Here is a 22918-nt window from a genome sequence, read left to right on the forward strand (position 1 = left end):
TGGTCAACTAATCCCGGACACGACGTTAAGTTTTTTCTCGGCCTGAGCCGGTGGCAGCCCACCATTAAATTGGTGCGGTCGAATCCAGTTGTACCGGTGCATCAAAAAATGGCTGATATCCTGCTGAGCTTGTTGGACCGTCGCGTAGCCCATGGTCGGTACCCACTCGGTTTTCAGGCTCCTGAACACCCGCTCCATCGGCGCGTTATCCCAACAATTTCCTCGCCGGCTCATGCTTTGACGCATGCGATATCGCCAAAGGCGCTGGCGAAAACTCCGGCTTCCATATTGCGAGCCCTGGTCGGAGTGGAACAGCAAACCCTGAGGCTTCCCTCGCTGCTCGTAAGCCATGTCCAAGGCCTTGATGACCAAGTCGGCATCCGGCTTTCCCGACAACGCCCAACCCACAACACGGCGGGCAAAAAGATCTAGCACAACCGCCAGATACTGCCATTTCCCTTGAGCCCAGATGTAAGTGATATCGCCACACCAGACGTGGTCAGGAGCGGGCACATCAAACTCTCGGTTCAAAATATTAGGGATGTCGGGCCGCTCGACCGTCGCCTTTTTGTAAGCATGCGATCCCGGTTGTTTGCTGACCAACTCCAGCTCGCGCATCAGGCTGCGTACCTTGAATCGCCCGATCTGCTCGCCGTCGTCCTGCATCATGGCCATGATGCTACGGCTACCGGGAGCACTGCGGCCTTGGGTGAACAACTCGCTCACCCGACTGCGCAATCGAAGGCGTTCTACATCCGGTGTGCGGCGCCTGAGACGCCGAGCGTAGTAGCACGAGCGGGTCACTTCAAACACCTTGCACAGCCAATCAACCGGCTCGTGGATGCTCAACTGGTCAATCAGCGCGAACGCTCGAGATCTTCCGACATCAAGAGCGCGGTGGCCTTTTTTAAGATCGATTTTTCCCGCTCAAGGCGAGTAATTCGGGCTTCCAGCTCTTGGATTTTCTGCTGCTCCGGGGTCAGCGCTTTGCTCTGCGGGGTCACGCCCATGCGTTCTTGCTGCACCTGGTCGACCCATCGGCGCAAAGCCGACTCGCCGACACCAAGCGAGCGGCTGGCCTCAATGAAGCTGTAATCCTGCTTGAGAACGAGGTCGGCAGCCTCGCGTTTGAATTCAGGGGAAAAGGTACGGCGTTGTTTGGTCATCTGACACCTCGTTCTGGCGAGCATTCTCGCCTAAATGGGTGTCCGGTTTCATTAGACCACTACAACCGCAGGGATGCGGGACGGTAGACGAAGACGGCAAATCAGGTGAGGCGTTGAGTACGGAAAAAAGGGACAGCCTGCCGTTAAGTAGGCTATCCCTTTATGCTATCTCCCGCTACACATGCGAACAGTCTAAAAAATGGGCAAATTTACGTTCAAGTAAATTTACCCAACCGCTAGACAATTTCTCAATACAGGGCCGCAAAAAAATCAATACGGGCGAAGAAGTACAGTTGCGGTCTCGCGCCACAGTGTAGATATAGGTTCACGAGCTCCGGTAACACGATTATTGACAAGGGATGTTCCGTTAACAACCTGCCCAGTTGTCCATTGATAGTAAGAAAAATTAGCCGGCAATTTCATCGGCGTACTTCCATATACTGTATACAGCAACGCCCATTCCTCCTCTGTTAACCCGCGCGCACCTGGATAACTCGCACCCAGAGCGCGTAAATTAACGAAATAGTTGGCGTGGCCATCCTTTGGATCCCCCCACCCTACCCCCAACAACAACCAGCAGTTCGTTATCGTGACAGGATAACTAACGGTACTCCCATTTTTATCACGCGCAGTAATAATTGCCGAGCCATTACGCACCCCTGAAACCTTCCCAGTATTGATGTCAACTTCTACTGCACCCCCCGTTGCCGAAAAAACATACGGAGGACTTCCTCCCTCAGGCGATCGGGTAATTGTCTTTCCAGGAAAATCGACAATCCGCGGAGTATCACCTAAAACAATGCTAACCCCAGACAGCACTACAGGTGAGGTATCTATTTTTAACGGTGAGGGACGTGCAGCCGTGCCCACTACCCTCACTACGGTGCTGCCCGAGCGATTCAACAACGTGCCATCAGCGGTTTGCCATTCGAACGCTATGCGGATGGTGGCGTCCTTCAGAGCGGTGATGATGTCGTTGGCGATGGCAATGGTTTCTACCCCCAGGTTGTTGTCCCTAACCGCAGGCAAGCGCAGGGTTCGGGTGGACTCGCCGTATTCGGTGTTCTGCGTCATCGTCAATATCAGCACAATCCGGTTAGGGGGGCTGGGGTCCAGCGGGTCGTCGGGCAGAATCACCCGCGCTGCAAAGCGTGCCGTGCTGGATTGATCGAGGTCCACCGTGGTGGCTCTGACGCCTTCAAGCAGGAAGATCGGCGGCCTGAGCAGATTGAGGTCCAGCTCGCTGTTCAGAATGTAGGGCTTTGAATACGCGTACTTCTCCCCGGAGACGTTGTTCACCACGTCTCGCACCATGAACGCCACGCCGACCGGACCCAGCTGATTGCCCTGCAAAATCACCTGCTGGCTGATAAACATGCGAATCGGCCCGGGCCCGGCGGCCTCGGCGGGGCTGACCACATGATCGATGGTGGTTGCGCCATAGGCCAGCGTGATGGTGTCGTTCTTGCGCATGTTTTCGTACTTTTTGATCTGGCACCACAGCCCGTTCCTGGTATTGGCCTGATTGATGATCGAGCCATCCGGGAAGCCCTCGATGGTCAGGAACAACCCCCGGTGGTACTGCTCCGAGGCCCAGAATGTGAGGCCGCCGGGACGCAGGGTCTTGACCAGGTACTTTTGAGGAAAGCCATCCGCCTGTTGCCCGCTGGCAGCACGCGTGACCCGGCCGAACACGTCGGATTCGCCTTCGCGAATTTTGGTCTTGGGGATCGACAGGTTATAGCGGTCGGAAATCTTCGTGACGACGTCCTGAGCCACCGGCAGCGACGAGTTGCCCCAGTAGAGGGCGAAGCTGTCGTTTGCAACGGACGCGTACCAGTTCTCGAACGTGAAGAGCGCATTGGGGTCCGTTTCGCGCTGGCCCAGACCCCACTCAGCGGTTTCCGGGTAAGGGGTAGCTGTCAACGGTATAGCGGGGTAGACCGAATAGGGCGGCGAGAAAAGCGTGTCAGTAGCAGTGGTCATAGCCATCACCTTGCGGGGTTGGGTCGCGCAGTGGCGGCGCGACGGGCAAGGTGAATGAGGCGCTTGGAATAATGATTGAATCTACTGTCAGAATTGACAGTGGCGACGAGTGGCAGCATCCAAAGCAACTAAAAATCGCCCGTTAAGGCTGAAACGACTATGAAACGCTTTTTCTTACATATTTTTCACGATTTATTCACACCCTGGGCCGTACTGTGAAGCCTCATCCGTTACAAATGCTGCACATTAAGAACCCGCCGCCCCAGCGGGTTTTTTTTGCCTGCAATTCGAGCTCAGCGCGTTGCCCTCGTCACAGGCGCTGCAGCTTCTTCACGAATGACGCGCTGGGTGTCCAACACCCTTGCCAGCGCGGTTTGTGCTTCGGGGCTTTGCTGCGGCACACGGATCGCGGCCGACACCAGGGTAATCAGCTTGGCCATCACCTCGGCGTCAGTGGCCGGGCGACCAAGACTCATGGAGTTCATCAGCAGGCGCAGTTCGGTCCCGGCCATCACGCCGGAAATCGCCTTGAGCGCAAACTGCAGGCGCACGCCCAGTTCGTTACGCGGCAGGTCCGGCAGCGCCAGGGCAAAGGCTTCGAAGAAACGCTGGAACACCGGCTGGTAATGCACCTTGAGGTATTCCTGGATAAACGGCGACGTATCGCTGTAGACCCGACCGAGGAAGCGGATGAATGAGCGCCCCTCCCCGCTGCCCGGGTCGCTGCGCTCCAGGCCCATGGCCGGGGCAAACAGCACGCCGAGCAAGGTATCGCAGTCGAGCGGCCCGTCGGATTCGGCCTCACAGCGCGCGAGCAATTCCAGGCGCTGCTCGTTGAGCGGCTCGAGGCGCTGCATCAGCAGGGTCTTCATCAGGGAGTCCTTGTCCCCGAAGTGATAGTTCACGGCGGCCAGGTTCACCTGGGCACGCTCGGTTATCTGCCGTAACAAAACCGCGTCGTACCCGTACTTGATAAAGAGTGCCTCTGTCGCATCCAGCAATCGAGTCTTGGTAATGTTTGGCGTGCTGATTTTCTTAGCGACCATAAAGGTTCCACGGCGGAAATATTGTTTTAAAAAATAATTTGATTTTTTATACCGGGGCTGTCCTTTGAAAGCAAGTACTGACAGGTTGCCATACGATCGAAAGCCACGGTCCACGGGCCTCCAAACAGTAGTCGAGCGCGTGCTCGGCGGCGGCGTCCAGTTGTCGGATAAATCTTTGCCAAGCGTAAAACCGCTCTACCCCAATGGCTGGCGAAGCGCCTGGAACGCGGTTACTATTCAAACAATATTTTAAAAACAAGAAACAAATCAGTCCTCGACACGCCTCACGCAGCCCTCGAAGTTATTTCAACGTTTTTCCGAGAGGTGACGGCGGCATCCAGACTGCAGGCGTAGGCGACGATGACAGAGCACTTCGCGCAACCCCCATTGATCTCCCTGCAAGGCATCGGCAAGCGCTATCAACTGGCGGGGCAAGACCTGCCGATTCTCAATGACGTGTGCCTGTCCATCACGCGCGGCGACAGCTGCGGCATCCTCGGCGCCTCCGGCTCCGGCAAAAGCACCCTGCTCAATATCCTCGGCCTGCTGGATTTACCCAACGGCGGCCAGTATCGCTTTGCCGGCCACGATATCTTCAGCGCCACGCCGGATGAACTGGCGGCGATCCGCAACCAGCAGATCGGCTTCGTGTTCCAGAGTTTCAACCTGCTGCCACGCCTCAGCGCCCTGGACAACGTCGCGCTGCCCCTGAGTTATCGCGGCGTGTCGCGCCATGAATCGGTGATACAGGCGCTGCGCATGCTCGACCAGGTGGGCCTGGCCGAACGCGCGCACCATCACCCTGCCGACCTCTCCGGCGGCCAGCGTCAGCGCGTTGCCATTGCGCGGGCGCTGGTGGGCAACCCCTCGGTGATCCTCGCCGACGAACCCACCGGCAACCTCGACAGCAGCACCGCCCAGGACATCATGGACCTGCTGCTGACGCTCAACCGCGAGCAGCAGGTGACCCTGATCATCGTCACCCACGATGCGCAGATCGCCGAGCGCCTGCAGCGCAAGATCCTGGTGCGCAACGGCGTGGTGAACGAGGCCGGCCCATGAGCCTGCGCGTTGAACAGAGCCTGAGCCAACTGCTGCATGAAGCGTTCGTCAGCCTGCGCACCCTGGGCAAACGCTCGGTCCTCGCGTTGCTGGGCATTGTGATCGGCAGTTCGTCGGTGGTGGCGTTGATCAATATCGGCCACAACGCGGCAGTGGATGCCGCAATGATTTTCAAGGACATGGGCACCGACACCCTGATCGCGCAATTCCCGACCAAACGCAGCGGTAACCTGAGCATGCGCGCCCATCTCGACCTGGACGCCGTGCGCAGCGCCGTCCCCGGCATCGCCCATATCGGTGCGCTCAGCCTGTTCAGCGGCCCCGTTGTGTTCAACGGCCGCACGGCGAATGCCAACCTGGTCGGCACCACCCCGGGTATCCACGAGGCCATGCGCCTGGTGCTGCGCGAAGGGCGCTTCCTGTCGCCCTTCGATGCCAATGAAACCTACGCGGTGATCGGCGACCAGGTGGCCCAGGCCCTCGGCGCACCGGGCGATCCGCTCAGGCTGGGCGAGCGTGTGCGCATCCACGACTACCTGTTTCTGATCGTGGGCATCCTGCACAACCAGCCCCGGGCGATGCTGATGCCGGTGCAGGCCAACGAGTCGCTGTTCATCCCCGCCGAGGGCATGCGCCGCATCTACGCCAACCCGCAGATCGGCAATGTGATCATCCGCGCAGCGCCCGGGCAGGACATGGAGCGCATCGCCCGCGAAGCCGCCGCTGCGCTGCAACGTCAGCTGGTCGACCACAACGTCGACATTACCGTGCCCCAGCAAATGATCGACGGCATGACTCGCCAGAGCCGCACCTTCGCCTATCTGCTGCTGGCCCTGGGCGCGATTTCGCTGGTGGGCGGCGGTGTCGGGGTGATGAACGTGATGTTGATGAACGTCTCGCAGCGGCGCCGCGAAATCGGCATTCGCATGGCGCTGGGCGCGCGCCAGCGGGATATTCGCAACCTGTTCCTGCTCGAAGCCGTCACCCTCACCGCTGTCGGCGCCGTCTGCGGCGCCGTGCTCGGCATGACGGCGGCGTGGCTGTATGCGTGGCTGTCGGGCTGGGTGTTTTCATTGGCGGTGGCGGCCCTGCCCCTGGGAGTGGGCAGCACGCTGCTGGTGGGCTTGTTCTTTGGCATTTACCCGGCGGTCTCGGCCTCCCGGTTGCAGCCGGTGGAGGCCTTGCGCGATGAGTAAATGGCTGTGGCTGCTGGCCCTGCTCAGCCTGCCCGGCATGGCCGCCGAGGTGGTGATCAAGCCGTCGGCACCGAGCACCTCCCGCAGCGGCTACGACCGAGGCGTGTCGCTGAATGCCCAGGCCACCAGCCTGACCCTGGGCGACGCCGTGTACCTGGGCCTGCGCAACAACCCGGCGATTCGCAGCGCGTACCTGCAGCGGGTCGCGCAGAAGTTCGACCTGCGGGTGGCCGAAGACGTGTTCAAGCCCAAGCTCACCCTCAACAGCTATTACCGTGGCACCCGCGGCTCCCAGGACAGCGCGCGCAATGCCAACCTCGCACCGTCCACCAGCCTGCTCGGCGAATATGGCACGCGCCTGAGCATGGCCTGGACCCAGCAACTGAACAACGCCGACCGCGCCGGCCGATACCGCAGCGACGGTCTGGACCTGGCCGTCATCCAACCGCTGGCACGCGGCGCCGGCTGGGACGCCACCACCGCGCCGCTGCGTCTGTCGCGCCTGTCCGAACAGGCCAACCGCCTGAACCTCAAGGCCACCGTGGCAGGCACCATCAGCCAGATCATCGCCACCTACCGCGAATTGCTGCGCGCCCAGGAGCAACTGCTGATCGTGCAGGAAGCCCTCAAGCGCTCCAACACATTGCTGGAGGTAAACAAAGCGCTGATCAGCGCCGGACGCATGGCCGAATTTGAAATCGTGCAGACCGAAGCCGATATCGCCACCCAGCAACTGGGCGTCGAAGAAGCGCAGAACCAGCTCGACAGCAGCCGCCTGGCGTTGCTGCGCCTGCTCGCGCTGGACCTGTCCACGCCGATTCGCGCCAGCGAAGCCCTGGAGGCCAGGCCCATGGAGATCGACAAGCGCCAGGCCTTCAACCTCGCGCAAACCCAGCAACCGGAATACCTTGCCGCCCTGCTCGGCAGTCAGCAGGCCGACCTCAACCTGGTGATCGCCAAGGACTCCGGGCGCTGGCAAGTGGACCTGGTGGCCGGCGCGAACCAGGTGCGCGACGCCTATGACAATGACAACGGGCGCAGTAACAACCGTAGCTGGGACAGCTACGCTGGCGTGCAGGTGCAGATCCCCATCGGCGACATCAGCACGCGCCAGGCCGAAGTGCGCGCGCGGGTGAATGTGGAAGATCAGGAGATCCGTATCACCGATGCCCGCCAGGAGCTCGAACGCTCGGTCAACGATGTGGTGCGTGACCTGGGCACCCGCTGGCGCCAGTATGAAATCTCGCGGCGCGCGGTGGAGCTGTCGCGGCGCAAGATCGAGATCGAGCGTGACAAACTCAGCGCCGGGCGCTCCACCAACTTTCAGGTGCTGAGCTTCGAGACCGACCTGCGCAACGCCGAGAACGCGCAGCTCAATGCGCTGATCGCTTACCTGAACGCCCAGACCCAGCTCGACCTGACGCTGGGCATGACCCTGGAAAGCTGGGAAATCGCCCTCAATGACTACTAATCAAAAACGCCTGCTGGTTGCTCTGTTGATCGTGCTGGCGGGCGCTGCCGGCCTGGCCCTGCGCAGCCCGGCGCAAACGCCGGGCAGCGCCGACGAGCAATGGCTGGCGGTGAAACCTGATCAGTTGGTGCACCAGATCGGCCTGGTGGGCAAAATCGAGCCCGACACTACCGTCACCCTCACGGCGCCGTTCGACGGCAATGTGCAGGCCAATCTGGTGGAGCAAGGCCAGCGCGTCGAAGCCGGACAGGTGCTGTTGCGCATGGACCCGGCCACCCTCGAGGTGCAACTGCGCGACGCCCTCTCCGCCCAGCTCAAGGCGCGCCGCGCCGTGCAGGACATGCAGGACTGGGACAGCAGCGCCAATGTGAGTCGCGCCCGCCGCAGCCTGCGCACCGCCGAAATGACCGCCGACACAACCCGGCGCAGGCTCAGCGAAAGCGAAGACCTGTTCAAGCGCGGCATCATCCCGCGCAACGAACTCGACGACCTCAAGCAGCAGGCCCGGCAGCAACAATTGGACCTGGCGGCAGCCCGCGCCGAACTGCAACAGGCCCAGGACCAGGGTCGCGGCGAATACCGGCAGATCGCCGATATGGAGCTGACCAACGCCACGGTGAAATACGAAGCGCTGCAGCAACTACTCGCTGGCAAGGAGGTCAAGGCGCCGTTCTCCGGCATTGTGGTGCCCGCGCCCGGCAACAATTCGGCGCAAGCGGGCGGCAATACCAATGCCCCGGTGCAGTCCGGCAGCAAGGTCAGCCAGGGCCAGGTGCTGTTCGGGCTGGCGAATATCGAGCGGCTGAAAATCGTCGCCAAGGTCTCCGAACTGGACATCAACCAGTTGCACCAGGGCCAGGCGGTGGAGGTACTGGGCGATGGTTTTGATGGCGAGCGGCTGAGCGGGACGGTGAGCGTGGTCAGCGGCCTGGCGATTGCCAGTGAGGGCCAGGGCAGCGCGCAATTTCCGGTGACCCTGGCGATCCCCACACTTACCCCGCAGCAGTTGCAACGGGTGCGCCTGGGCATGAGTGCGCGCCTGACCATCGTGACCTACAACAATGCGCAGGCAATGGTGGTGCCAGGCCAGGCGATTGGGGCGGATATGACCGTGGAATATCGCGCGGCGATGGATCAGCCGGTGGAGCGAGTGAAAGTGACCACCGGGCAATCGACGCCGCAGGGCGTGGAGGTGTTCGGCCTCAAGCCCGGCTTCGTGAAAATCCCGAGACCTTGAAGTATTGACTGCACATGAGCCATTTCAGCCCCCCACATCCCTGTGCCGAGCGGTTTTTTTGTGCCGAGCGGGCTTATTGTGGCGAGCGGGCTTATTGTGGCGAGCGGGCTTGCCCCGCGTTGGGGTGCGAAGCGCCCCCAATCAAGCAAAACGCGGTGTACCTGATACGGCTCAGCGTCTGGTTTTGGGGCTGCTGCGCAGCCCAACGCAGGACAAGCCTGCTCGCCACAGGGAATCTGCGCTTAACTGAACGGCATTAGGGCTTGCCCCGCTCGCTACAACAAGCCCGTTTGTCACAGTAAGCACGCTTGTTACAGTAGGCCCGCTCGCACTTTTAGATCGTCGTCAGTTCCAGGGCCAGGGCCTTGGCCTGGAGTGCCACGTCGGTCACTGCTGTGCTTTCCCACCACATCCCGCGCAATGGCGGGCCCATGGCGAACAGGTGCGTGCTGACCCTACCCTGGGCATCGAGCACCGCACCGGTCGCATCCGCCGCGATTCCCAACGCCAGCGGGCCGGGCTGGATCAGCCCGCGCTTGAGCAACTGTTGCGGCAGCGGCCGGGCTACGCGGCGCCAGTCGTATTCGATGCCACTGGAGTTGATCAGCGCGGCGCCGCTCACCTGGGTAATGCCTTGCTCGCCGCGAAAACGCAGGCGAATGCTCACGCCGCTGGCGGCAGGCGCCAGGCCCTTGAACGATGCCGCCCGGATGCGCAATCGCCCCTGCGCCTGCAACCGCGCCACCAACTCGGCACTCAACGGCGGCGCACGGTGGTGATGGCTTTCCCACCACGGCCGTACATGCCGCACGAACTGACGCTTCTCGCCCTCGCTGGCCTGGCTCCACAGCCGGGCAATGTGCGCACGCACGGTGTCCAGCGGGGCCTGCCAATCAATGCCCTGCGCCAGCGCGCGGCGGCACTGGCGGCGCAGCGCGCGCAGTAATTGCCGAGGGCTGCGCAGCGCAGGTTCGGCGCTCAAAAAGTCCTCCCAGGCTGGCGGCTGCCGGCGCACATGGGGCAGCAGGCCGTGGCGTGAAAACACTTCGATCGGCCCACGATGCCCGGCCTGCTCAAGAGACACCACGGCGTCGACCATGGTCAGCCCGGAACCGATGATCAGCACACTTCCCTGCGGGTCGATCCGCGTCATCGCCTGCACGTCCCAAGGGTCCACCGCCGCTGCGTTGACGCCGCTGGAGTCGGTCTGTGGCGTGCGCGCCGCCGGGAACATGCCGGTGGCCAGTACGGCATGGGCACCGCGCAATTGCTCGCCGTTATCCAGGGTCAACAGCGCAGCGCCCGCCTCGACCTGCAGGTCGACCGCTTCAGCGCGGACATGCTCGACGGTGGAGGTGGACTGCGCCTGGGCTTCGGCCAGGCGCTGCTGCACATACAGGCCGAACAGCCCGCGTGGCGGGAACAATTCACTGACCGGCACGTGCTGCTGATCGGACTCCGGCCAGCCACCGTCGGCGATATGGTCGGTGAGCCACTGGGTCAGGTCATCGGCATTGTCCGGGTCGACGCTCATGCGCGCCGCGTTGCCGTTCAGCGTGTGGCCCAGCTCGACCGCGCTGTAGGCCTCGCCGCGCCCCAGCTCGGCGCGCGGCTCGATCACCAGGATTTGGCGTGTGCCGGGCAGGCGCAACAGCTGCACGGCGAGCATCGTGCCGCTCAGGCCGCCGCCGATGATCAGAACATCAGCGTTGCGGGTGGATTCAGTCATGCGGGTTGGCCCTTACTGTTTGCCCAGGTAAATATCGTGCAGGTCGCCCCGCGCCAGCAGTTCAGCGGCGCTGCCACTCAAGGCAACGCGCCCAGTATCCAGCACGTAGCCATGGGACGCATAGTTGAGCGCAACGTTTATGTTCTGCTCGGCGATCAAAAAACTCACCTGCTGCTCACGGTTGAGCTGGGCGATGATCGCGAAGATCTCCTGCACGATCATTGGCGCCAGGCCCATGGACGGCTCGTCGAGCAATACCAGCTCTGGGCGCGTCATCAACGCACGGCCAATCGCGACCATCTGCTGCTCGCCCCCCGACGTGAGCCCGGCGCGGGTGTGGCGTTTGGTCTTGAGCCGTGGGAACCAGCTGTAGATGCGCTCCAGGTCCTGGGCCATGGCCTTGCGACTCAAGCGCCGCACAAAGCCGCCGCTGCGCAGGTTGTCTTCGACGGTCAACTGGCCGAATACGTGGCGACCTTCGAGCACGTGCACCATGCCCTGGCGCACACGCAGGCTGGGGTCGATACCGGCGAGGTCCTGCCCGGCGTATTCGATTACGCCCCGGCTGACTTCGGCACGCTCGGCGCGCACCAGCCCCGAGATGGCCTTGAGCGTGGTGCTCTTGCCCGCGCCATTGGCGCCGAGCAAAGCCACGATGGCGCCCTTGGGCACGCTCAGCGATACCCCGGCCACAGCCAGGATCGCGCCGTCGTAGATCACCTCAATGTCGTCGACCCTCAGCAGCGCCGGGCGCGCGGGTTGTGTGGCAGGTTGGTTCATGGTGTTGATCTCCGCTGCAGGTTTGAGTCGGCCAGCGCCCCCCCGGCAGAGAGGGCTTCTGTGGCGAGCAGGCTTGTCCTGCGTTGGGCTGCGCAGCAGCCCCAAAGCCAGGCGCTGAGCCGTATCAGGGACACCGCGTTTTGCTTGATTGGGGGCGCTTCGCACCCCAACGCGGGGCAAGCCCGCTCGCCACAATAAGCCCACAAAATTTCCTTAACTGAACGGCATTAGGGCTTGCCCCGCGTTGGACTGCGCAGCAGTCCCGATAAAGGCGACTGCGGTGTCTCAGATACTCCGTGGACGCTGGTTTTGGGGCTGCTGCGCAGCCCAGCGCAGGGCAAGCCCGCTCGCCACACCAAAAAGTTCGGCGGTTACAGCGCGCTTGCCTTGAGGTCGCGGTAGCCGGCGCCGGGGTGGTTGGGCGCCAGGCGGGCGCCGTCGCCGAACAGCTTTTCGCGCAGGGTGCCCCGGGCGTAGTCGGTCTTGTACACGCCGCGCTTCTGCAATTCGGGCACCAGCAGGTCCACGGCGTCGATGAAGGTTTCGTGGGTCAGCGCGTAAGCCAGGTTGAAGCCGTCCACGTCGGTCTCTTCCACCCACTCCTGCAGCAGGTCAGCGACGGTTTGCGGGCCACCGACGAACAGCGGACCGAAGCCGCCGATGCCAACCCAATCGGCCAGCTCATTGGGGGTCCAGACCTTGTTCGGGTCAGCCGTGGAAAACGCTTCCACCGCCGACTGGATAGCGTTGGTGTGCACATGCTTGAGCGGTTCATCCGGCTGGAAGCGGCTGAAGTCGATGCCGGTCCAGCCGGAAATCAGCGCCATGGCGCCTTCGTAGCTGACATAGGACTTGTAATCGTCGAACTTGGCTTTGGCCTTGGCATCGGTCTCGCCGACGATCACTGTCTGCAGGTTGAAGATCAGGATTTTGCTCGGGTCGCGCCCGGCCTCGGCGGCGCGGCGGCGGATATCGGCGACAGTCTTTTTCAGCAGCACCTTGGACGGTGCGGCGACGAATACGCACTCGGCCTGTTCGGCCGCGAACTGTTTGCCACGGCTGGAAGCGCCGGCCTGGTAGAGCACCGGCGTGCGCTGCGGCGACGGCTCGCACAGGTGAATGCCAGGCACCTGGAAGTGTTTGCCCACATGGCGAATCTCGTGAATCTTGCTCGAGTCGCTGAAAATCCGCCGCTCACGGTCACGCAGCACCGCGCCCTCCTCCCAACTGCCTTCCCAGAGTTTGTAGCAGACCTCAAGGTACTCCTCGGCGTAGTCGTAGCGCGCGTCATGTTCGGTCTGGGCTTGCTGGCCGAGGTTCTTGGCGCCGCTTTCCAGGTAAGACGTGACAATGTTCCAGCCGATGCGGCCCTTGGTCAGGTGGTCAAGCGTGGACAAACGGCGGGCGAACGGATACGGGTGCTCGAACGACAATGAGGCGGTCAGGCCGAACCCCAGGTGTTCAGTGACCAGCGCCATCGGTGCGATCAGCGACAAAGGATCATTGACCGGCACCTGGGTCGCCTGGCGAATCGCCGCGTCGCCCGTGCCGTTGTACACGTCATAAATGCCCAGCACGTCGGCGATGAACAGGCCGTCGAACTTGCCGCGCTCAAGGATTTTCGCCAGGTCCGTCCAGTATTCTAGGTCCTTGTACTGCCACGAACGATCACGCGGATGCGCCCACAGACCGGGAGACTGGTGGCCGACGCAGTTCATGTCGAAGGCGTTCAAGCGGATTTCACGGGCCATCAAAACACTCCGTTGAGGTGATAGTTGCCGACGACCCGGTATTTGTGGCGCAACGGGTCATCCAGGGTCGACGGCAACGCGGTGCGTTGGCCGGTCAGTTCGAATTCGGCGTTGCTCACGGCGATCAGGGCCTCGGCGGCAGCGATATGCGCCTCGGTGAGCGCCACCGGGCTGGGGTGGGTGTCGACGCGTTCAAGCAGGGCCGCGGCCAGGTCGACGCGGATCTGCAAGTCGCCGAAGCGGCTGATCACATAGGGGTCGTCGCTGCGGGCGACGAAGCGCCGGGTGGTTTCCAGCAGTTGGCGGGCTTGGTTCAGGGCGGTCATGGGCGGGGTTCCTCAGTTCCAGGCGTGGCGCGCAGGTTTTACGCCGTTGAGCACGAAGTTGCCGATCAGGTGGTACTTCCAGCGAGCCGGGTCATGCAGGGTGTGGGTGCGCGCGTTGCGCCAGAAGCGGTCGAGGTTGTGTTTGCCGGTGACCGAGCGGGTGCCGGCCAGCTCGAACAGCTTGCTGCTGGCGAGCAACGCGGTTTCAGCCGACAGGACCTTGGCCTGGGCCACGATCAGCGACGCGTTGGCGACCGTGTCTTCGTTGGGTTCGGCGAGCGCCAGGTCGATCGCCCGGCCGGCCCGGGCGAGAATGGCTTCGGTGCCGTGCACACGCCATTGCAGGTCACCGATGCCGGCGATGGTGAAAGGGTCCTGCCAGCCGTGGTCCTGCTGGCTGTCGATCCACGGGCGAGCCTGGCGCGCGTGCAGCTTTGCCTGTTCCAGCGCACCGACGGCGATGCCGGTGTCGACGGCGGCCTGGATAATCTGTGAGATCGGGCCGTGGGCGGTCGGCCGGTCGAAGGCCTCATGCGCCGGGATGACCGCACTCAGGGGCACCGTCACGCCGTCGAGGGTCACGCCGCCGCTGGCCGTGGTGCGCTGGCCGAAGCCGTCCCAGTTGTCGATCACGCTCAGGCCCGGCGCGTCGCGCTCAAGCAGGGCGATAAACGCCTGGCCGTGTTCGTTGTTGCCGACGGTGGGCACGATATGGGCGAACAGCGCGCCGGTGCAGTAGAACTTTTCGCCGTCGACCTGCGCGGTGTCGCCGTGGAAGCGAATCTGCGTGTCGAAGGTGCCGGCGTTCCTGCTCTTGGCTTCGGAGAACGCGTTGCCGAAACGATAGCCCGCGAGGACCTTTTCGAAGTAATGGCGCTTTTGCGATTCGCTGGCGGTTTGCTGCAGGATATCCACGATGCCCAGGTGGTTCTGCGGGATCTGGCCCAGGGACGGGTCGGCGGCGGAGATCAATTTGATCACCTCGGCCACCGTCACATAGGACACACCGGCGCCGCCGTAGGCCTTGGGTACCGTGATGCCCCACAGTCCGCTCGCGGAAAACTCGTCGAGCTCGGCCACTGGCAGGCGACGCTCGCGGTCGCGCGCGCTGGCCTCGACGGCAAAGCGTGCGGCCAGGCGGGTGGCGACCTCGATGGCTTCGGCGTCCGAGCGGATGAGGTGGGCAGGGTGTTGAGGGTGGGCTGACATGGGCCGACTCCAGGCTCCGATAGGTTATCGGCGTGATTGCAGGAGTCGTGCCTGAATGTAATCACCAGCAAAATCAGGCGTTTGCCACGGCATTCGGGGATTTTTACGAGGCTGAAACCAGCAAAGTGTTCAGCCACTGTTGCCGCACCAACAGTCAGATCACAACATTGCGCACAAACCGCACGGCCACCTCGCCATCATTGCGATAGTCGTGCACATGGCGGCTGGCGAACATGTAGAACTCACCGGCGGCGACGCGCTTTTCTTCAGCGCCCACCAGCAAGGTGAGGCAGCCTTCGAACACGAACAGTTGCACGCTCCAGCCGTCCGGGTCGGAACCGGGGGTGTAGCGATCACCCGGCGCCAGGTGCATCTCCCACAGTTCGACCTCGCGGCGCGCGGTGGCCTTGGCCAGCAACACGGCTTTACTGCCGGCAATCTCGCCGGCCCAGACCAGCTCGTTGATGCGGCTGTGGTCGGGTGCACCAGGCGCCTGGATCAGGTCGCTGAAAGCCACGTCCAGCGCTTCGGCCACGCGATCGAGGGTGGACAGGCTGACGTTTTTCTCGCCGGCCTCGATGGCCACCAGCATGCGCCGGCTGACCCCGGACTTTTCCGAAAGCGCAGTCTGGCTGAGGTCGGCGGCGTGACGCAGGCGACGCACGTTCTGGCTGACGTGCTGCAGGACCGAGGCCCGGTGTGGATTTTCTTTGTGCACTATATTGCTCAATGGGTGGGTGTGCGCAGTATACTGCCCAGCGTGCGGCGCATTGTGCGGTCCGTGCCCTTCCCTTGCAAGACCGAGCCGCCATGACTACCCCGAACTCCCCGTCGCGTTTCAACCGTTTCAGCAAAGCCGAATGCATCCTGGTGGTGATCACCATGATCTGGGGCGGCACCTTTTTGCTGGTGCAGCACGCCATGGCGGTCAGCGGGCCGATGTTCTTCGTGGGGCTGCGCTTTGCCGCCGCCGCCATCGTGGTGGGGTTCTTTTCCGTGCGCACCTTGCGCGACCTGACCCTGTTCGAGCTGAAGGCCGGCGTGTTCATCGGCGTGGCAATCATGTTCGGCTACGGTTTGCAAACCATCGGCCTGCAGACCATCCTCAGCAGCCAGTCGGCGTTCATTACCGCGTTGTACGTGCCCTTCGTACCCTTGCTGCAATGGCTGGTGCTGGGCCGGCGCCCGGGGTTGATGCCGAGCATTGGCATCATGCTGGCGTTTGCCGGGTTGATGCTGCTGACTGGCCCGGCGGGCGCGTCGCTGAATTTCAGCGCAGGGGAAATCGCCACGTTGATCGGCGCTGTCGCGATTGCCGCCGAAATCATCCTGATCAGCGCCTTCGCAGGCCAGGTGGACGTGCGCCGGGTGACGGTGGTGCAACTGGCCACCGCATCGTTACTGTCGTTCCTGATGGTGGTGCCGATGGGCGAGGCGCTGCCGGGGTTCTCGTGGTTGCTGCTGTTCAGCGCGGCAGGCCTGGGCCTGACCAGCGCGGTGATCCAGGTGGCGATGAACTGGGCACAACAGAGCGTTTCGCCGACACGGGCCACGCTGATCTACGCGGGGGAGCCGGTGTGGGCAGGCGTGGTCGGGCGCCTTGCCGGGGAGCGTTTCCCGCCGATTGCAATGCTGGGGGCGGTGTTGATTGTGGTGGCGGTGATCGTGAGCGAGTTGAAGACCAAGGGGCAAAAGGCCTTGGAACTTCAGGATGCGCGGGAAGAGGAACAGCGGGGCTGAGGGCGGACCGTCCACATTGAACGGTGCGGCTTGAAATATTGCCAAATGAGATTATTCGACCGCTTCTGTAGGATCCTGCCACACCTTGGCGTTTGGTGATCGAGAAAGCGGCACGTATGATGCATCCCAAACTCCCGCAGATTAGAAGCCTATGTCCCTGATAGTTCTACTGCTTCTGCCATTTATTGGCAGCTGTCTGGCGGCCTTGCTGCCGCACAATGCACGTAATACCGAATCGCTGCTGGCGGGCCTTGTGGCGCTGGTCGGAACGGTTCAGGTCGCCCTGCTTTACCCTCAGATCGCCTACGGTGGCGTGATCCGCGAGGAATTCACGTGGCTGCCCAGCCTCGGCCTGAACTTCGTGCTGCGCATGGACGGTTTTGCCTGGCTGTTTTCGATGCTGGTGCTCGGCATCGGTACGCTGGTGTCGCTGTATGCGCGCTACTACATGTCGCCGGATGACCCGGTGCCGCGTTTCTTTGCGTTTTTCCTGGCCTTCATGGGCGCCATGCTCGGGCTGGTGATCTCCGGCAACCTGATCCAGATCGTGTTTTTCTGGGAGCTGACCAGCCTGTTCTCGTTCCTGCTGATCGGCTACTGGCACCACCGCGCCGATGCGCGACGCGGCGCCTACATGGCGTTGATGGTCACCGGTGCCGGCGGCCTGTGCCTGCTGGCCGGGGTGATGCTGCTGGGGCATATCGTCGGCAGCTACGACCTGGATCAGGTGCTGGCGGCGGGCGATCAGATTCGCGCGCACTCGCTGTACCCGGTGATGCTGGCTCTGGTGCTGGTGGGCGCGCTGAGCAAAAGTGCGCAGTTCCCTTTCCATTTCTGGCTGCCCCACGCGATGGCGGCGCCTACACCGGTTTCTGCGTACCTGCACTCGGCGACGATGGTGAAGGCCGGCGTGTTCCTGCTGGCCCGTCTGTGGCCGTCGCTGTCGGGCAGCGAAGAATGGTTCTGGATCGTCGGCGGTGCCGGCGCAATTACCCTGGTACTCGGCGCTTACTGCGCCATGTTTCAAAACGATCTCAAGGGCCTGCTGGCCTATTCCACCATCAGCCACCTCGGACTGATCACCCTGCTGCTGGGCCTCAACAGCCCGCTGGCGGCGGTCGCCGCCGTCTTTCATATCCTCAACCACGCCACCTTCAAGGCCTCGCTGTTCATGGCGGCGGGCATCATCGACCACGAAAGCGGCACGCGGGATATCCGCAAGCTCAGCGGCCTGGTGCGCCTGATTCCGTTTACCGCGACCCTGGCGATGGTGGCCAGTGCGTCCATGGCCGGCGTGCCGTTGCTCAATGGCTTTCTGTCCAAAGAGATGTTCTTCGCCGAAACCGTGTTTATCTCGTCCACCGAATGGGTGGAAATCGCCCTGCCGCTGATCGCGACCATTGCCGGCACGTTCAGTGTGGCCTACGCGTTGCGCTTTACCGTTGACGTGTTCTTCGGCCCGCCGGCGACCGACCTGCCCCACACACCCCACGAACCGCCGCGCTGGATGCGCGCGCCGGTCGAGCTGCTGGTGTTCACCTGCCTGCTGGTGGGGATCTTCCCGGCCCAGGTGGTCGGCCCGCTCCTCGCGGCGGCGGCGCTGCCGGTGGTGGGCGGCGTGTTGCCCGAGTACAGCCTGGCGATCTGGCACGGCTGGAACGCGCCGATGGTCATGAGCCTGGTGGCGATGTCCGGCGGTGTGGTGCTGTACCTGATGCTGCGCAAGCAACTCAAGCGCGGGCGCTTCAAGTACCCGCCGCTGATCAGCTACTTCAACGGCAAGCGCGGCTTCGAGCGCAGCCTGGTGGTGATGATGCGCGGCGTGCGCAAAATCGAAAAACGCCTGAGCACCAAGCGCCTGCAGACCCAGCTGTTCCTGCTGGTGCTGGTGGCGGTGATCGGCGCCATGATCCCCATGCTGGGCAGCGGCCTCACCTGGGGCGACCGGCCGAAAATCCCTGGCTCGGTGGTGTTCGTGACCCTGTGGGTACTGGCCATCACCTGCGCCCTGGGCGCCGCCTGGCAAGCCAAGTACCACCGACTCGCGGCCCTGACCATGGTCAGCGTGTGCGGCCTGATGACCTGCATCACCTTCGTGTGGTTCTCGGCACCGGACCTGGCACTCACCCAACTGGTGGTCGAAGTGGTGACCACCGTGCTGATTCTGCTCGGCCTGCGCTGGTTGCCGAGGCGGATCGAAGAGGTCTCGCCGCTGCCGAGCACGCTGCGCAAGGCGCGCATCCGCCGCCTGCGCGACTTCCTGCTGTCCAGCGCGGTGGGCGGCGGCATGGCGCTGTTGTCCTACGCGATGCTGACCCGCCAGACGCCCAACGATATCTCCTCGTTCTACCTGAGCCGTGCCCTGCCCGAAGGCGGCGGCAGCAATGTAGTCAACGTGATGCTGGTGGACTTCCGTGGCTTCGACACCCTGGGCGAAATCACCGTGCTCGGCGCCGTGGCGCTCACCGTATACGCGCTGCTGCGACGCTTCCGCCCCTCGAAGGAAAGCATGCAACTGCCCACGCAACAGCGTCAGCTGGCGCCGGACGTGGCCACCGATCTGGTCAACCCGCGCCAGGCCAGCGACACCGCACTGGGCTTCATGATGGTGCCGGCGGTGCTGGTGCGCCTGCTGCTGCCGATTGCGATGGTGGTGTCGTTCTACCTGTTCATGCGCGGCCACAACCAGCCGGGCGGCGGCTTTGTCGCAGGCCTGGTGATGTCGGTGGCGTTTATCCTGCAATACATGGTGGCCGGCACCCAGTGGGTGGAGGCGCAGATGAACCTGCGGCCGATGCGCTGGATGGGCTTCGGGCTACTCTCGGCCACCCTCACCGGGCTGGGCGCGTTGTTTGCCGGTTACCCGTTCCTCACCACCCACACCTGGCATTTGAGCCTGCCGGTGCTGGGCGATATTCACGTCGCCAGCGCGCTGTTCTTCGATGTTGGCGTGTACGCCATGGTGGTCGGTTCGACCCTGCTGATGCTCACCGCCCTGGGTCACCAATCGGTGCGCGCCCATAAACCCAGTAACCAGGCCAAAGTGGTTGCCGCAACACAAGGAGCCGCCTGATGGAAGAAGTCATTGCAATTGCCATTGGGGTGCTGGCGGCCTCGGGCGTCTGGTTGATCCTGCGGCCACGGACCTTCCAGGTGGTGATGGGCCTGTGCCTGCTGTCATACGGGGTCAACCTGTTCATCTTCAGCATGGGCAGCCTGTTTATCGGCAAGGAGCCGATCATCAAGGACGGCGTGCCCCAGGACCTGCTCAACTACACCGACCCCCTGCCCCAGGCGCTGGTGCTCACGGCCATCGTGATCAGCTTCGCCATGACCGCGCTGTTCCTGGTGGTGTTGCTGGCGTCTCGGGGCCTGACCGGCACTGACCATGTCGACGGCCGGGAGCCCAAGGAATGAATTGGGTCAATCAACTGATCGTCGCACCGATTCTGCTGCCGTTGCTCACGGCGGGGCTGATGCTGATGCTGGGCGAGAAGCGCCGCCCGCTGAAGGCCAAGATCAACCTGCTGTCGAGCCTGCTCGGCGTCGGCGTGGCGGCTCTGCTGCTGTACTGGACGCAACAGGGTGGCCCGGGCTCCATTGGCGTGTACCTGCCGGGCAACTGGCAGGTGCCGTTCGGCATCGTGCTGGTGGTGGATCAACTGTCGGCGCTGATGCTGGTGCTGACCGGGATCATTGGCGTGAGCGCACTGATGTTCGCCATGGCCCGCTGGGACCGTGCCGGCACCAGTTTCCACGCGCTGTTCCAAATCCAGTTGATGGGCCTGTACGGCGCGTTTCTCACCGCCGACCTGTTCAACCTGTTCGTCTTCTTCGAGGTGCTGCTGGCCGCGTCCTACGGCCTGATGCTGCACGGTTCCGGCCGCGCGCGAGTGTCGTCGGGGCTGCACTACATTGCGATCAACCTGCTGGCCTCGTCGCTGTTTCTGATTGGCGCAGCGATGATCTACGGCGTGACCGGCACGTTGAACTTCGCCGACCTGGCGCTGAAAATTCCGCTGGTGCCGGAGGCTGACCGTGGCTTGTTGCACGCCGGTACCGCGATCCTCGCCACGGCGTTCCTGGCCAAGGCCGGCATGTGGCCGCTGAACTTCTGGCTGGCGCCGGCCTACTCTTCGGCCAGTGCACCGGTGGCGGCGATGTTCGCGATCATGACCAAGGTCGGCGTGTACACCGTGCTGCGCCTGTGGACCCTGCTGTTCTCCGGCCAGGCCGGTGCGTCAGCGCTGTTCGGCGGCGACTGGCTGGTGTACGGCGGCATGGCGACCATCGTCTGCGCGGCGCTGGCGATGCTGGCGGCACAACGGCTGGAGCGCATGGCCAGCCTGAGCATTCTGGTGTCGGCCGGCATCCTGCTGTCGTCGGTGGGTTTTGCCCAGCCCAGCCTGACGGCTGGCGCGCTGTTCTATCTGGTGAGTTCGACCCTGGCCTTGAGTGCGCTGTTCCTGCTGGCGGAGCTGATCGAGCGCTCGCGCTCGGCCAATGACCTGCCGCTGGATGAAGAAATCGACGCACTGCCCAAGGCCATGGAATCCTTGCATCCGCGCCCCGGCGTCAACCTCGATGACGAACAGAAAGCCGTGGTCGGCCAGGTGATTCCGTGGACGATGGCGTTCCTCGGCCTGAGCTTTGTCGCCTGTGCGCTGCTGATTATCGGCATGCCGCCGCTGTCCGGGTTTATCGGCAAGCTCAGCCTGTTGAGTGCGCTGGTCAATCCGTTGGGCCTGGGCAATGCGGTCAATGAGCCGATCCGTCCGGCCGCCTGGGGCCTGGTGGCCCTGTTGATCCTCTCGGGCCTGGCCTCGTTGATTGCCTTTGCGCGCCTGGGCACCCAGCGCTTCTGGACCCCGGAAGAGCGCCCGTCGCCGCTGCTGCGCCGCTATGAGTGCGTGCCAATCTTTCTGCTGCTGGGCCTGTGCATCGCGCTGACCTTCAAGGCCGAGCCGTTGATGCGCTATACCCTGGCGACCGCCAAGAGCCTGAACAACCCCGAGAGCTACGTGATGGCGGTAATGGCCACGCGCCCGGTGCCGAGCCCCGAAGGCAAGGCCGCCGCCCTGGAGGTGCAACCATGAAGCGCTTGCTGCCTGCGCCGTGGCTGTCATTGGCACTGTGGGTGCTGTGGCTGGTGCTCAACCTGTCGGTGAGCCCCGGCAATCTGTTGCTCGGCGCGCTGCTGGGGTTTCTCGCCCCGCTGATGATGGCGCCGCTGCGTCCGCAGCCGATCAGCCTGCGCCGCCCTGGCGTGATCATCCGCCTGTTTTTGCTGGTGGGCCGCGATGTGATTGTGTCCAACCTGCAAGTGGCCTGGGGCGTGCTGGTGTGCGGCTCGCGTCCACCGCGCTCGCGCTTTGTCAGGATCCCTCTGGACCTGCGCAGCCCCAACGGCCTCGCTGCGCTGTCGATGATCACCACCGTGGTGCCCGGCACCATCTGGTCGGAACTGGCGCTGGACCGCAGCGTGCTGTTGTTGCACGTGTTCGACCTGGAGGACGAAGCGCCGTTTATCGAACACTTCAAGTCCACCTATGAGCGCCCCCTGATGGAGATCTTCGAATGAGCGCCCTGCTCTCCAATGCGATCCTGCTCAGCCTGTTCCTGTTCTCGCTGGCCATGGTGCTGACCCTGATCCGCCTGTTCAAGGGCCCGTCGGCCCAGGACCGCGTTCTGGCGCTGGACTACCTGTACATCCTGGCGATGCTGATGATGCTGGTGTTGGGCATTCGTTATGCCAGTGACACCTACTTTGAAGCGGCGTTGCTGATTGCACTGTTCGGCTTCGTGGGCTCGTTCGCCCTGGCCAAATTCCTGCTGCGTGGGGAGGTGATTGAATGATGCCGATGTGGATGGAGATCGTGGTGGCGGTGCTGCTGGTGTCAAGCAGTGTGTTTGCGCTGATCGGCGCGCTGGGGTTGTTGCGCATGAAGGACTTCTTCCAGCGCATGCACCCGCCGGCATTGGCCTCGACGCTGGGCGCCTGGTGTGTGGCGCTGGCGTCGATTATCTACTTTTCGGTGCTCAAGTCCGGGCCGGTGCTGCACGGGTGGTTGATTCCGATTTTGCTGTCGATCACGGTGCCGGTCACCACGCTGCTGCTGGCGCGCACGGCGTTGTTCCGTAAACGCATGGCTGGCGACGATGTACCTGCGGAGGTGAGCAGCCGCCGCTGATCTGCAGGCAAACACAGTCAAACAGGTG

General features: G+C 63.1%; 20 protein-coding genes. 11 read left to right on the forward strand and 9 right to left on the reverse strand.

Going from position 1 to position 22918, the window contains the following annotated elements; translation table 11 throughout:
- Positions 1-3: 3 nt before the first annotated feature.
- The 3 genes from RHM60_RS06270 to RHM60_RS06280 form a co-directional block, all read right to left on the reverse strand.
- A protein-coding gene (locus RHM60_RS06270) for an IS3 family transposase (protein ID WP_322212274.1) occupies positions 4-1166 on the reverse strand; the annotation gives its coding sequence in 2 pieces (ribosomal slippage) (positions 4-914 and positions 914-1166; 1164 coding nt in all).
- Positions 1167-1436: 270 nt separating this feature from the next.
- Complete coding sequence (locus RHM60_RS06275) at positions 1437-3152, reverse strand: hypothetical protein (protein ID WP_322213962.1); 1716 nt, start codon at positions 3150-3152, stop codon at positions 1437-1439.
- Positions 3153-3445: 293 nt separating this feature from the next.
- A complete protein-coding gene (locus RHM60_RS06280; RefSeq protein WP_209982879.1) occupies positions 3446-4198 on the reverse strand; it encodes a TetR/AcrR family transcriptional regulator in 753 nt (250 codons plus the stop codon).
- 360 nt (positions 4199-4558) lie between these two features.
- Here RHM60_RS06280 and RHM60_RS06285 point away from each other — a divergent pair, with 360 nt between their 5' ends.
- From RHM60_RS06285 to RHM60_RS06300, 4 genes are read left to right on the forward strand one after another with little or no spacing between them, the layout of a single operon-like run.
- Complete coding sequence (locus tag RHM60_RS06285; protein WP_209982880.1) at positions 4559-5260, forward strand: ABC transporter ATP-binding protein; 702 nt, start codon at positions 4559-4561, stop codon at positions 5258-5260.
- Positions 5257-6456, forward strand: coding sequence for an ABC transporter permease (locus RHM60_RS06290; protein ID WP_322213964.1), 1200 nt, complete (start codon positions 5257-5259; stop codon positions 6454-6456). Before RHM60_RS06285 ends, RHM60_RS06290 begins: the two co-directional genes overlap by 4 nt.
- Positions 6449-7927, forward strand: a complete 1479-nt coding sequence (locus tag RHM60_RS06295) for a TolC family protein (RefSeq protein WP_209982886.1) — start codon at positions 6449-6451, stop codon at positions 7925-7927. The genes RHM60_RS06290 and RHM60_RS06295 overlap by 8 nt, the downstream gene beginning before the upstream one ends.
- Complete coding sequence (locus RHM60_RS06300; RefSeq protein WP_231422808.1) at positions 7917-9164, forward strand: efflux RND transporter periplasmic adaptor subunit; 1248 nt, start codon at positions 7917-7919, stop codon at positions 9162-9164. The genes RHM60_RS06295 and RHM60_RS06300 overlap by 11 nt, the downstream gene beginning before the upstream one ends.
- A gap of 334 nt (positions 9165-9498) precedes the next feature.
- On the opposite strand, the gene RHM60_RS06305 is transcribed toward RHM60_RS06300, so the two are convergent.
- From RHM60_RS06305 to RHM60_RS06330, 6 genes are all read right to left on the reverse strand, one after another.
- Positions 9499-10893: an FAD/NAD(P)-binding protein gene (locus RHM60_RS06305; RefSeq protein ID WP_322213965.1), complete on the reverse strand. Its 1395-nt coding sequence runs from the start codon at positions 10891-10893 to the stop codon at positions 9499-9501.
- A gap of 12 nt (positions 10894-10905) precedes the next feature.
- Positions 10906-11673 (reverse strand): ABC transporter ATP-binding protein, encoded by a 768-nt coding sequence (locus RHM60_RS06310; protein ID WP_322213967.1) that lies wholly within the window; start codon positions 11671-11673, stop codon positions 10906-10908.
- A 371-nt stretch (positions 11674-12044) separates the two neighbouring features.
- Entirely contained in the window at positions 12045-13424 is a 1380-nt protein-coding gene (locus tag RHM60_RS06315) for an LLM class flavin-dependent oxidoreductase (RefSeq protein WP_322213968.1), read from the reverse strand.
- Entirely contained in the window at positions 13424-13750 is a 327-nt protein-coding gene (locus tag RHM60_RS06320; protein WP_231422812.1) for an acyl-CoA dehydrogenase, read from the reverse strand. Before RHM60_RS06320 ends, RHM60_RS06315 begins: the two co-directional genes overlap by 1 nt.
- Before the next feature lie 12 nt (positions 13751-13762).
- Positions 13763-14959 carry an SfnB family sulfur acquisition oxidoreductase gene (locus RHM60_RS06325; RefSeq protein WP_209982900.1) on the reverse strand — a complete coding sequence of 399 codons (1197 nt, stop codon included), beginning with the start codon at positions 14957-14959 and terminating at the stop codon, positions 13763-13765.
- A 154-nt stretch (positions 14960-15113) separates the two neighbouring features.
- The gene (locus RHM60_RS06330; protein WP_209982903.1) at positions 15114-15677 is read right to left on the reverse strand and encodes a helix-turn-helix domain-containing protein; all 564 of its coding nucleotides are present in this window, start codon (positions 15675-15677) and stop codon (positions 15114-15116) included.
- A gap of 92 nt (positions 15678-15769) precedes the next feature.
- Here RHM60_RS06330 and RHM60_RS06335 point away from each other — a divergent pair, with 92 nt between their 5' ends.
- The 7 genes from RHM60_RS06335 to RHM60_RS06365 all read left to right on the forward strand — a co-directional run bounded on the left by RHM60_RS06335 (position 15770) and on the right by RHM60_RS06365 (position 22890).
- Positions 15770-16699: a DMT family transporter gene (locus RHM60_RS06335; RefSeq protein ID WP_322213969.1), complete on the forward strand. Its 930-nt coding sequence runs from the start codon at positions 15770-15772 to the stop codon at positions 16697-16699.
- Between the two features lie 151 nt (positions 16700-16850).
- Positions 16851-19772: a monovalent cation/H+ antiporter subunit A gene (locus RHM60_RS06340; protein WP_209982906.1), complete on the forward strand. Its 2922-nt coding sequence runs from the start codon at positions 16851-16853 to the stop codon at positions 19770-19772.
- Entirely contained in the window at positions 19772-20116 is a 345-nt protein-coding gene (locus tag RHM60_RS06345) for a Na+/H+ antiporter subunit C (protein ID WP_003192163.1), read from the forward strand. The genes RHM60_RS06340 and RHM60_RS06345 overlap by 1 nt, the downstream gene beginning before the upstream one ends.
- The gene (locus RHM60_RS06350) at positions 20113-21795 is read left to right on the forward strand and encodes a monovalent cation/H+ antiporter subunit D (RefSeq protein ID WP_057007547.1); all 1683 of its coding nucleotides are present in this window, start codon (positions 20113-20115) and stop codon (positions 21793-21795) included. The genes RHM60_RS06345 and RHM60_RS06350 overlap by 4 nt, the downstream gene beginning before the upstream one ends.
- A complete protein-coding gene (locus tag RHM60_RS06355) occupies positions 21792-22280 on the forward strand; it encodes a Na+/H+ antiporter subunit E (RefSeq protein WP_322213972.1) in 489 nt (162 codons plus the stop codon). The genes RHM60_RS06350 and RHM60_RS06355 overlap by 4 nt, the downstream gene beginning before the upstream one ends.
- The gene (locus RHM60_RS06360; protein ID WP_010209507.1) at positions 22277-22555 is read left to right on the forward strand and encodes a K+/H+ antiporter subunit F; all 279 of its coding nucleotides are present in this window, start codon (positions 22277-22279) and stop codon (positions 22553-22555) included. The genes RHM60_RS06355 and RHM60_RS06360 overlap by 4 nt, the downstream gene beginning before the upstream one ends.
- Complete coding sequence (locus RHM60_RS06365) at positions 22552-22890, forward strand: Na+/H+ antiporter subunit G (protein ID WP_209982912.1); 339 nt, start codon at positions 22552-22554, stop codon at positions 22888-22890. Before RHM60_RS06360 ends, RHM60_RS06365 begins: the two co-directional genes overlap by 4 nt.
- The last annotated feature ends 28 nt before the right edge of the window (positions 22891-22918 follow it).

The sequence above is a fragment of the Pseudomonas sp. MH9.3 genome, assembly GCF_034354675.1.
Classification (GTDB): domain Bacteria; phylum Pseudomonadota; class Gammaproteobacteria; order Pseudomonadales; family Pseudomonadaceae; genus Aquipseudomonas.

Excerpts from the sequence above, each read along its gene's own strand:
- RHM60_RS06305 (WP_322213965.1), bottom strand. The coding sequence starts at position 10,893 with ATGACTGAATCCACCCGCAACGCTGATGTTCTGATCATCGGCGGCGGC.
- RHM60_RS06300 (WP_231422808.1), top strand. The coding sequence starts at position 7,917 with ATGACTACTAATCAAAAACGCCTGCTGGTTGCTCTGTTGATCGTGCTG.
- RHM60_RS06360 (WP_010209507.1), top strand. The coding sequence starts at position 22,277 with ATGAGCGCCCTGCTCTCCAATGCGATCCTGCTCAGCCTGTTCCTGTTC.
- RHM60_RS06290 (WP_322213964.1), top strand. The coding sequence starts at position 5,257 with ATGAGCCTGCGCGTTGAACAGAGCCTGAGCCAACTGCTGCATGAAGCG.
- RHM60_RS06340 (WP_209982906.1), top strand. The coding sequence starts at position 16,851 with ATGTCCCTGATAGTTCTACTGCTTCTGCCATTTATTGGCAGCTGTCTG.
- RHM60_RS06350 (WP_057007547.1), top strand. The coding sequence starts at position 20,113 with ATGAATTGGGTCAATCAACTGATCGTCGCACCGATTCTGCTGCCGTTG.
- RHM60_RS06355 (WP_322213972.1), top strand. The coding sequence starts at position 21,792 with ATGAAGCGCTTGCTGCCTGCGCCGTGGCTGTCATTGGCACTGTGGGTG.
- RHM60_RS06285 (WP_209982880.1), top strand. The coding sequence starts at position 4,559 with ATGACAGAGCACTTCGCGCAACCCCCATTGATCTCCCTGCAAGGCATC.
- RHM60_RS06280 (WP_209982879.1), bottom strand. The coding sequence starts at position 4,198 with ATGGTCGCTAAGAAAATCAGCACGCCAAACATTACCAAGACTCGATTG.
- RHM60_RS06310 (WP_322213967.1), bottom strand. The coding sequence starts at position 11,673 with ATGAACCAACCTGCCACACAACCCGCGCGCCCGGCGCTGCTGAGGGTC.
- RHM60_RS06335 (WP_322213969.1), top strand. The coding sequence starts at position 15,770 with ATGACTACCCCGAACTCCCCGTCGCGTTTCAACCGTTTCAGCAAAGCC.
- RHM60_RS06365 (WP_209982912.1), top strand. The coding sequence starts at position 22,552 with ATGATGCCGATGTGGATGGAGATCGTGGTGGCGGTGCTGCTGGTGTCA.
- RHM60_RS06295 (WP_209982886.1), top strand. The coding sequence starts at position 6,449 with ATGAGTAAATGGCTGTGGCTGCTGGCCCTGCTCAGCCTGCCCGGCATG.
- RHM60_RS06320 (WP_231422812.1), bottom strand. The coding sequence starts at position 13,750 with ATGACCGCCCTGAACCAAGCCCGCCAACTGCTGGAAACCACCCGGCGC.
- RHM60_RS06345 (WP_003192163.1), top strand. The coding sequence starts at position 19,772 with ATGGAAGAAGTCATTGCAATTGCCATTGGGGTGCTGGCGGCCTCGGGC.
- RHM60_RS06315 (WP_322213968.1), bottom strand. The coding sequence starts at position 13,424 with ATGGCCCGTGAAATCCGCTTGAACGCCTTCGACATGAACTGCGTCGGC.
- RHM60_RS06325 (WP_209982900.1), bottom strand. The coding sequence starts at position 14,959 with ATGTCAGCCCACCCTCAACACCCTGCCCACCTCATCCGCTCGGACGCC.
- RHM60_RS06275 (WP_322213962.1), bottom strand. The coding sequence starts at position 3,152 with ATGACCACTGCTACTGACACGCTTTTCTCGCCGCCCTATTCGGTCTAC.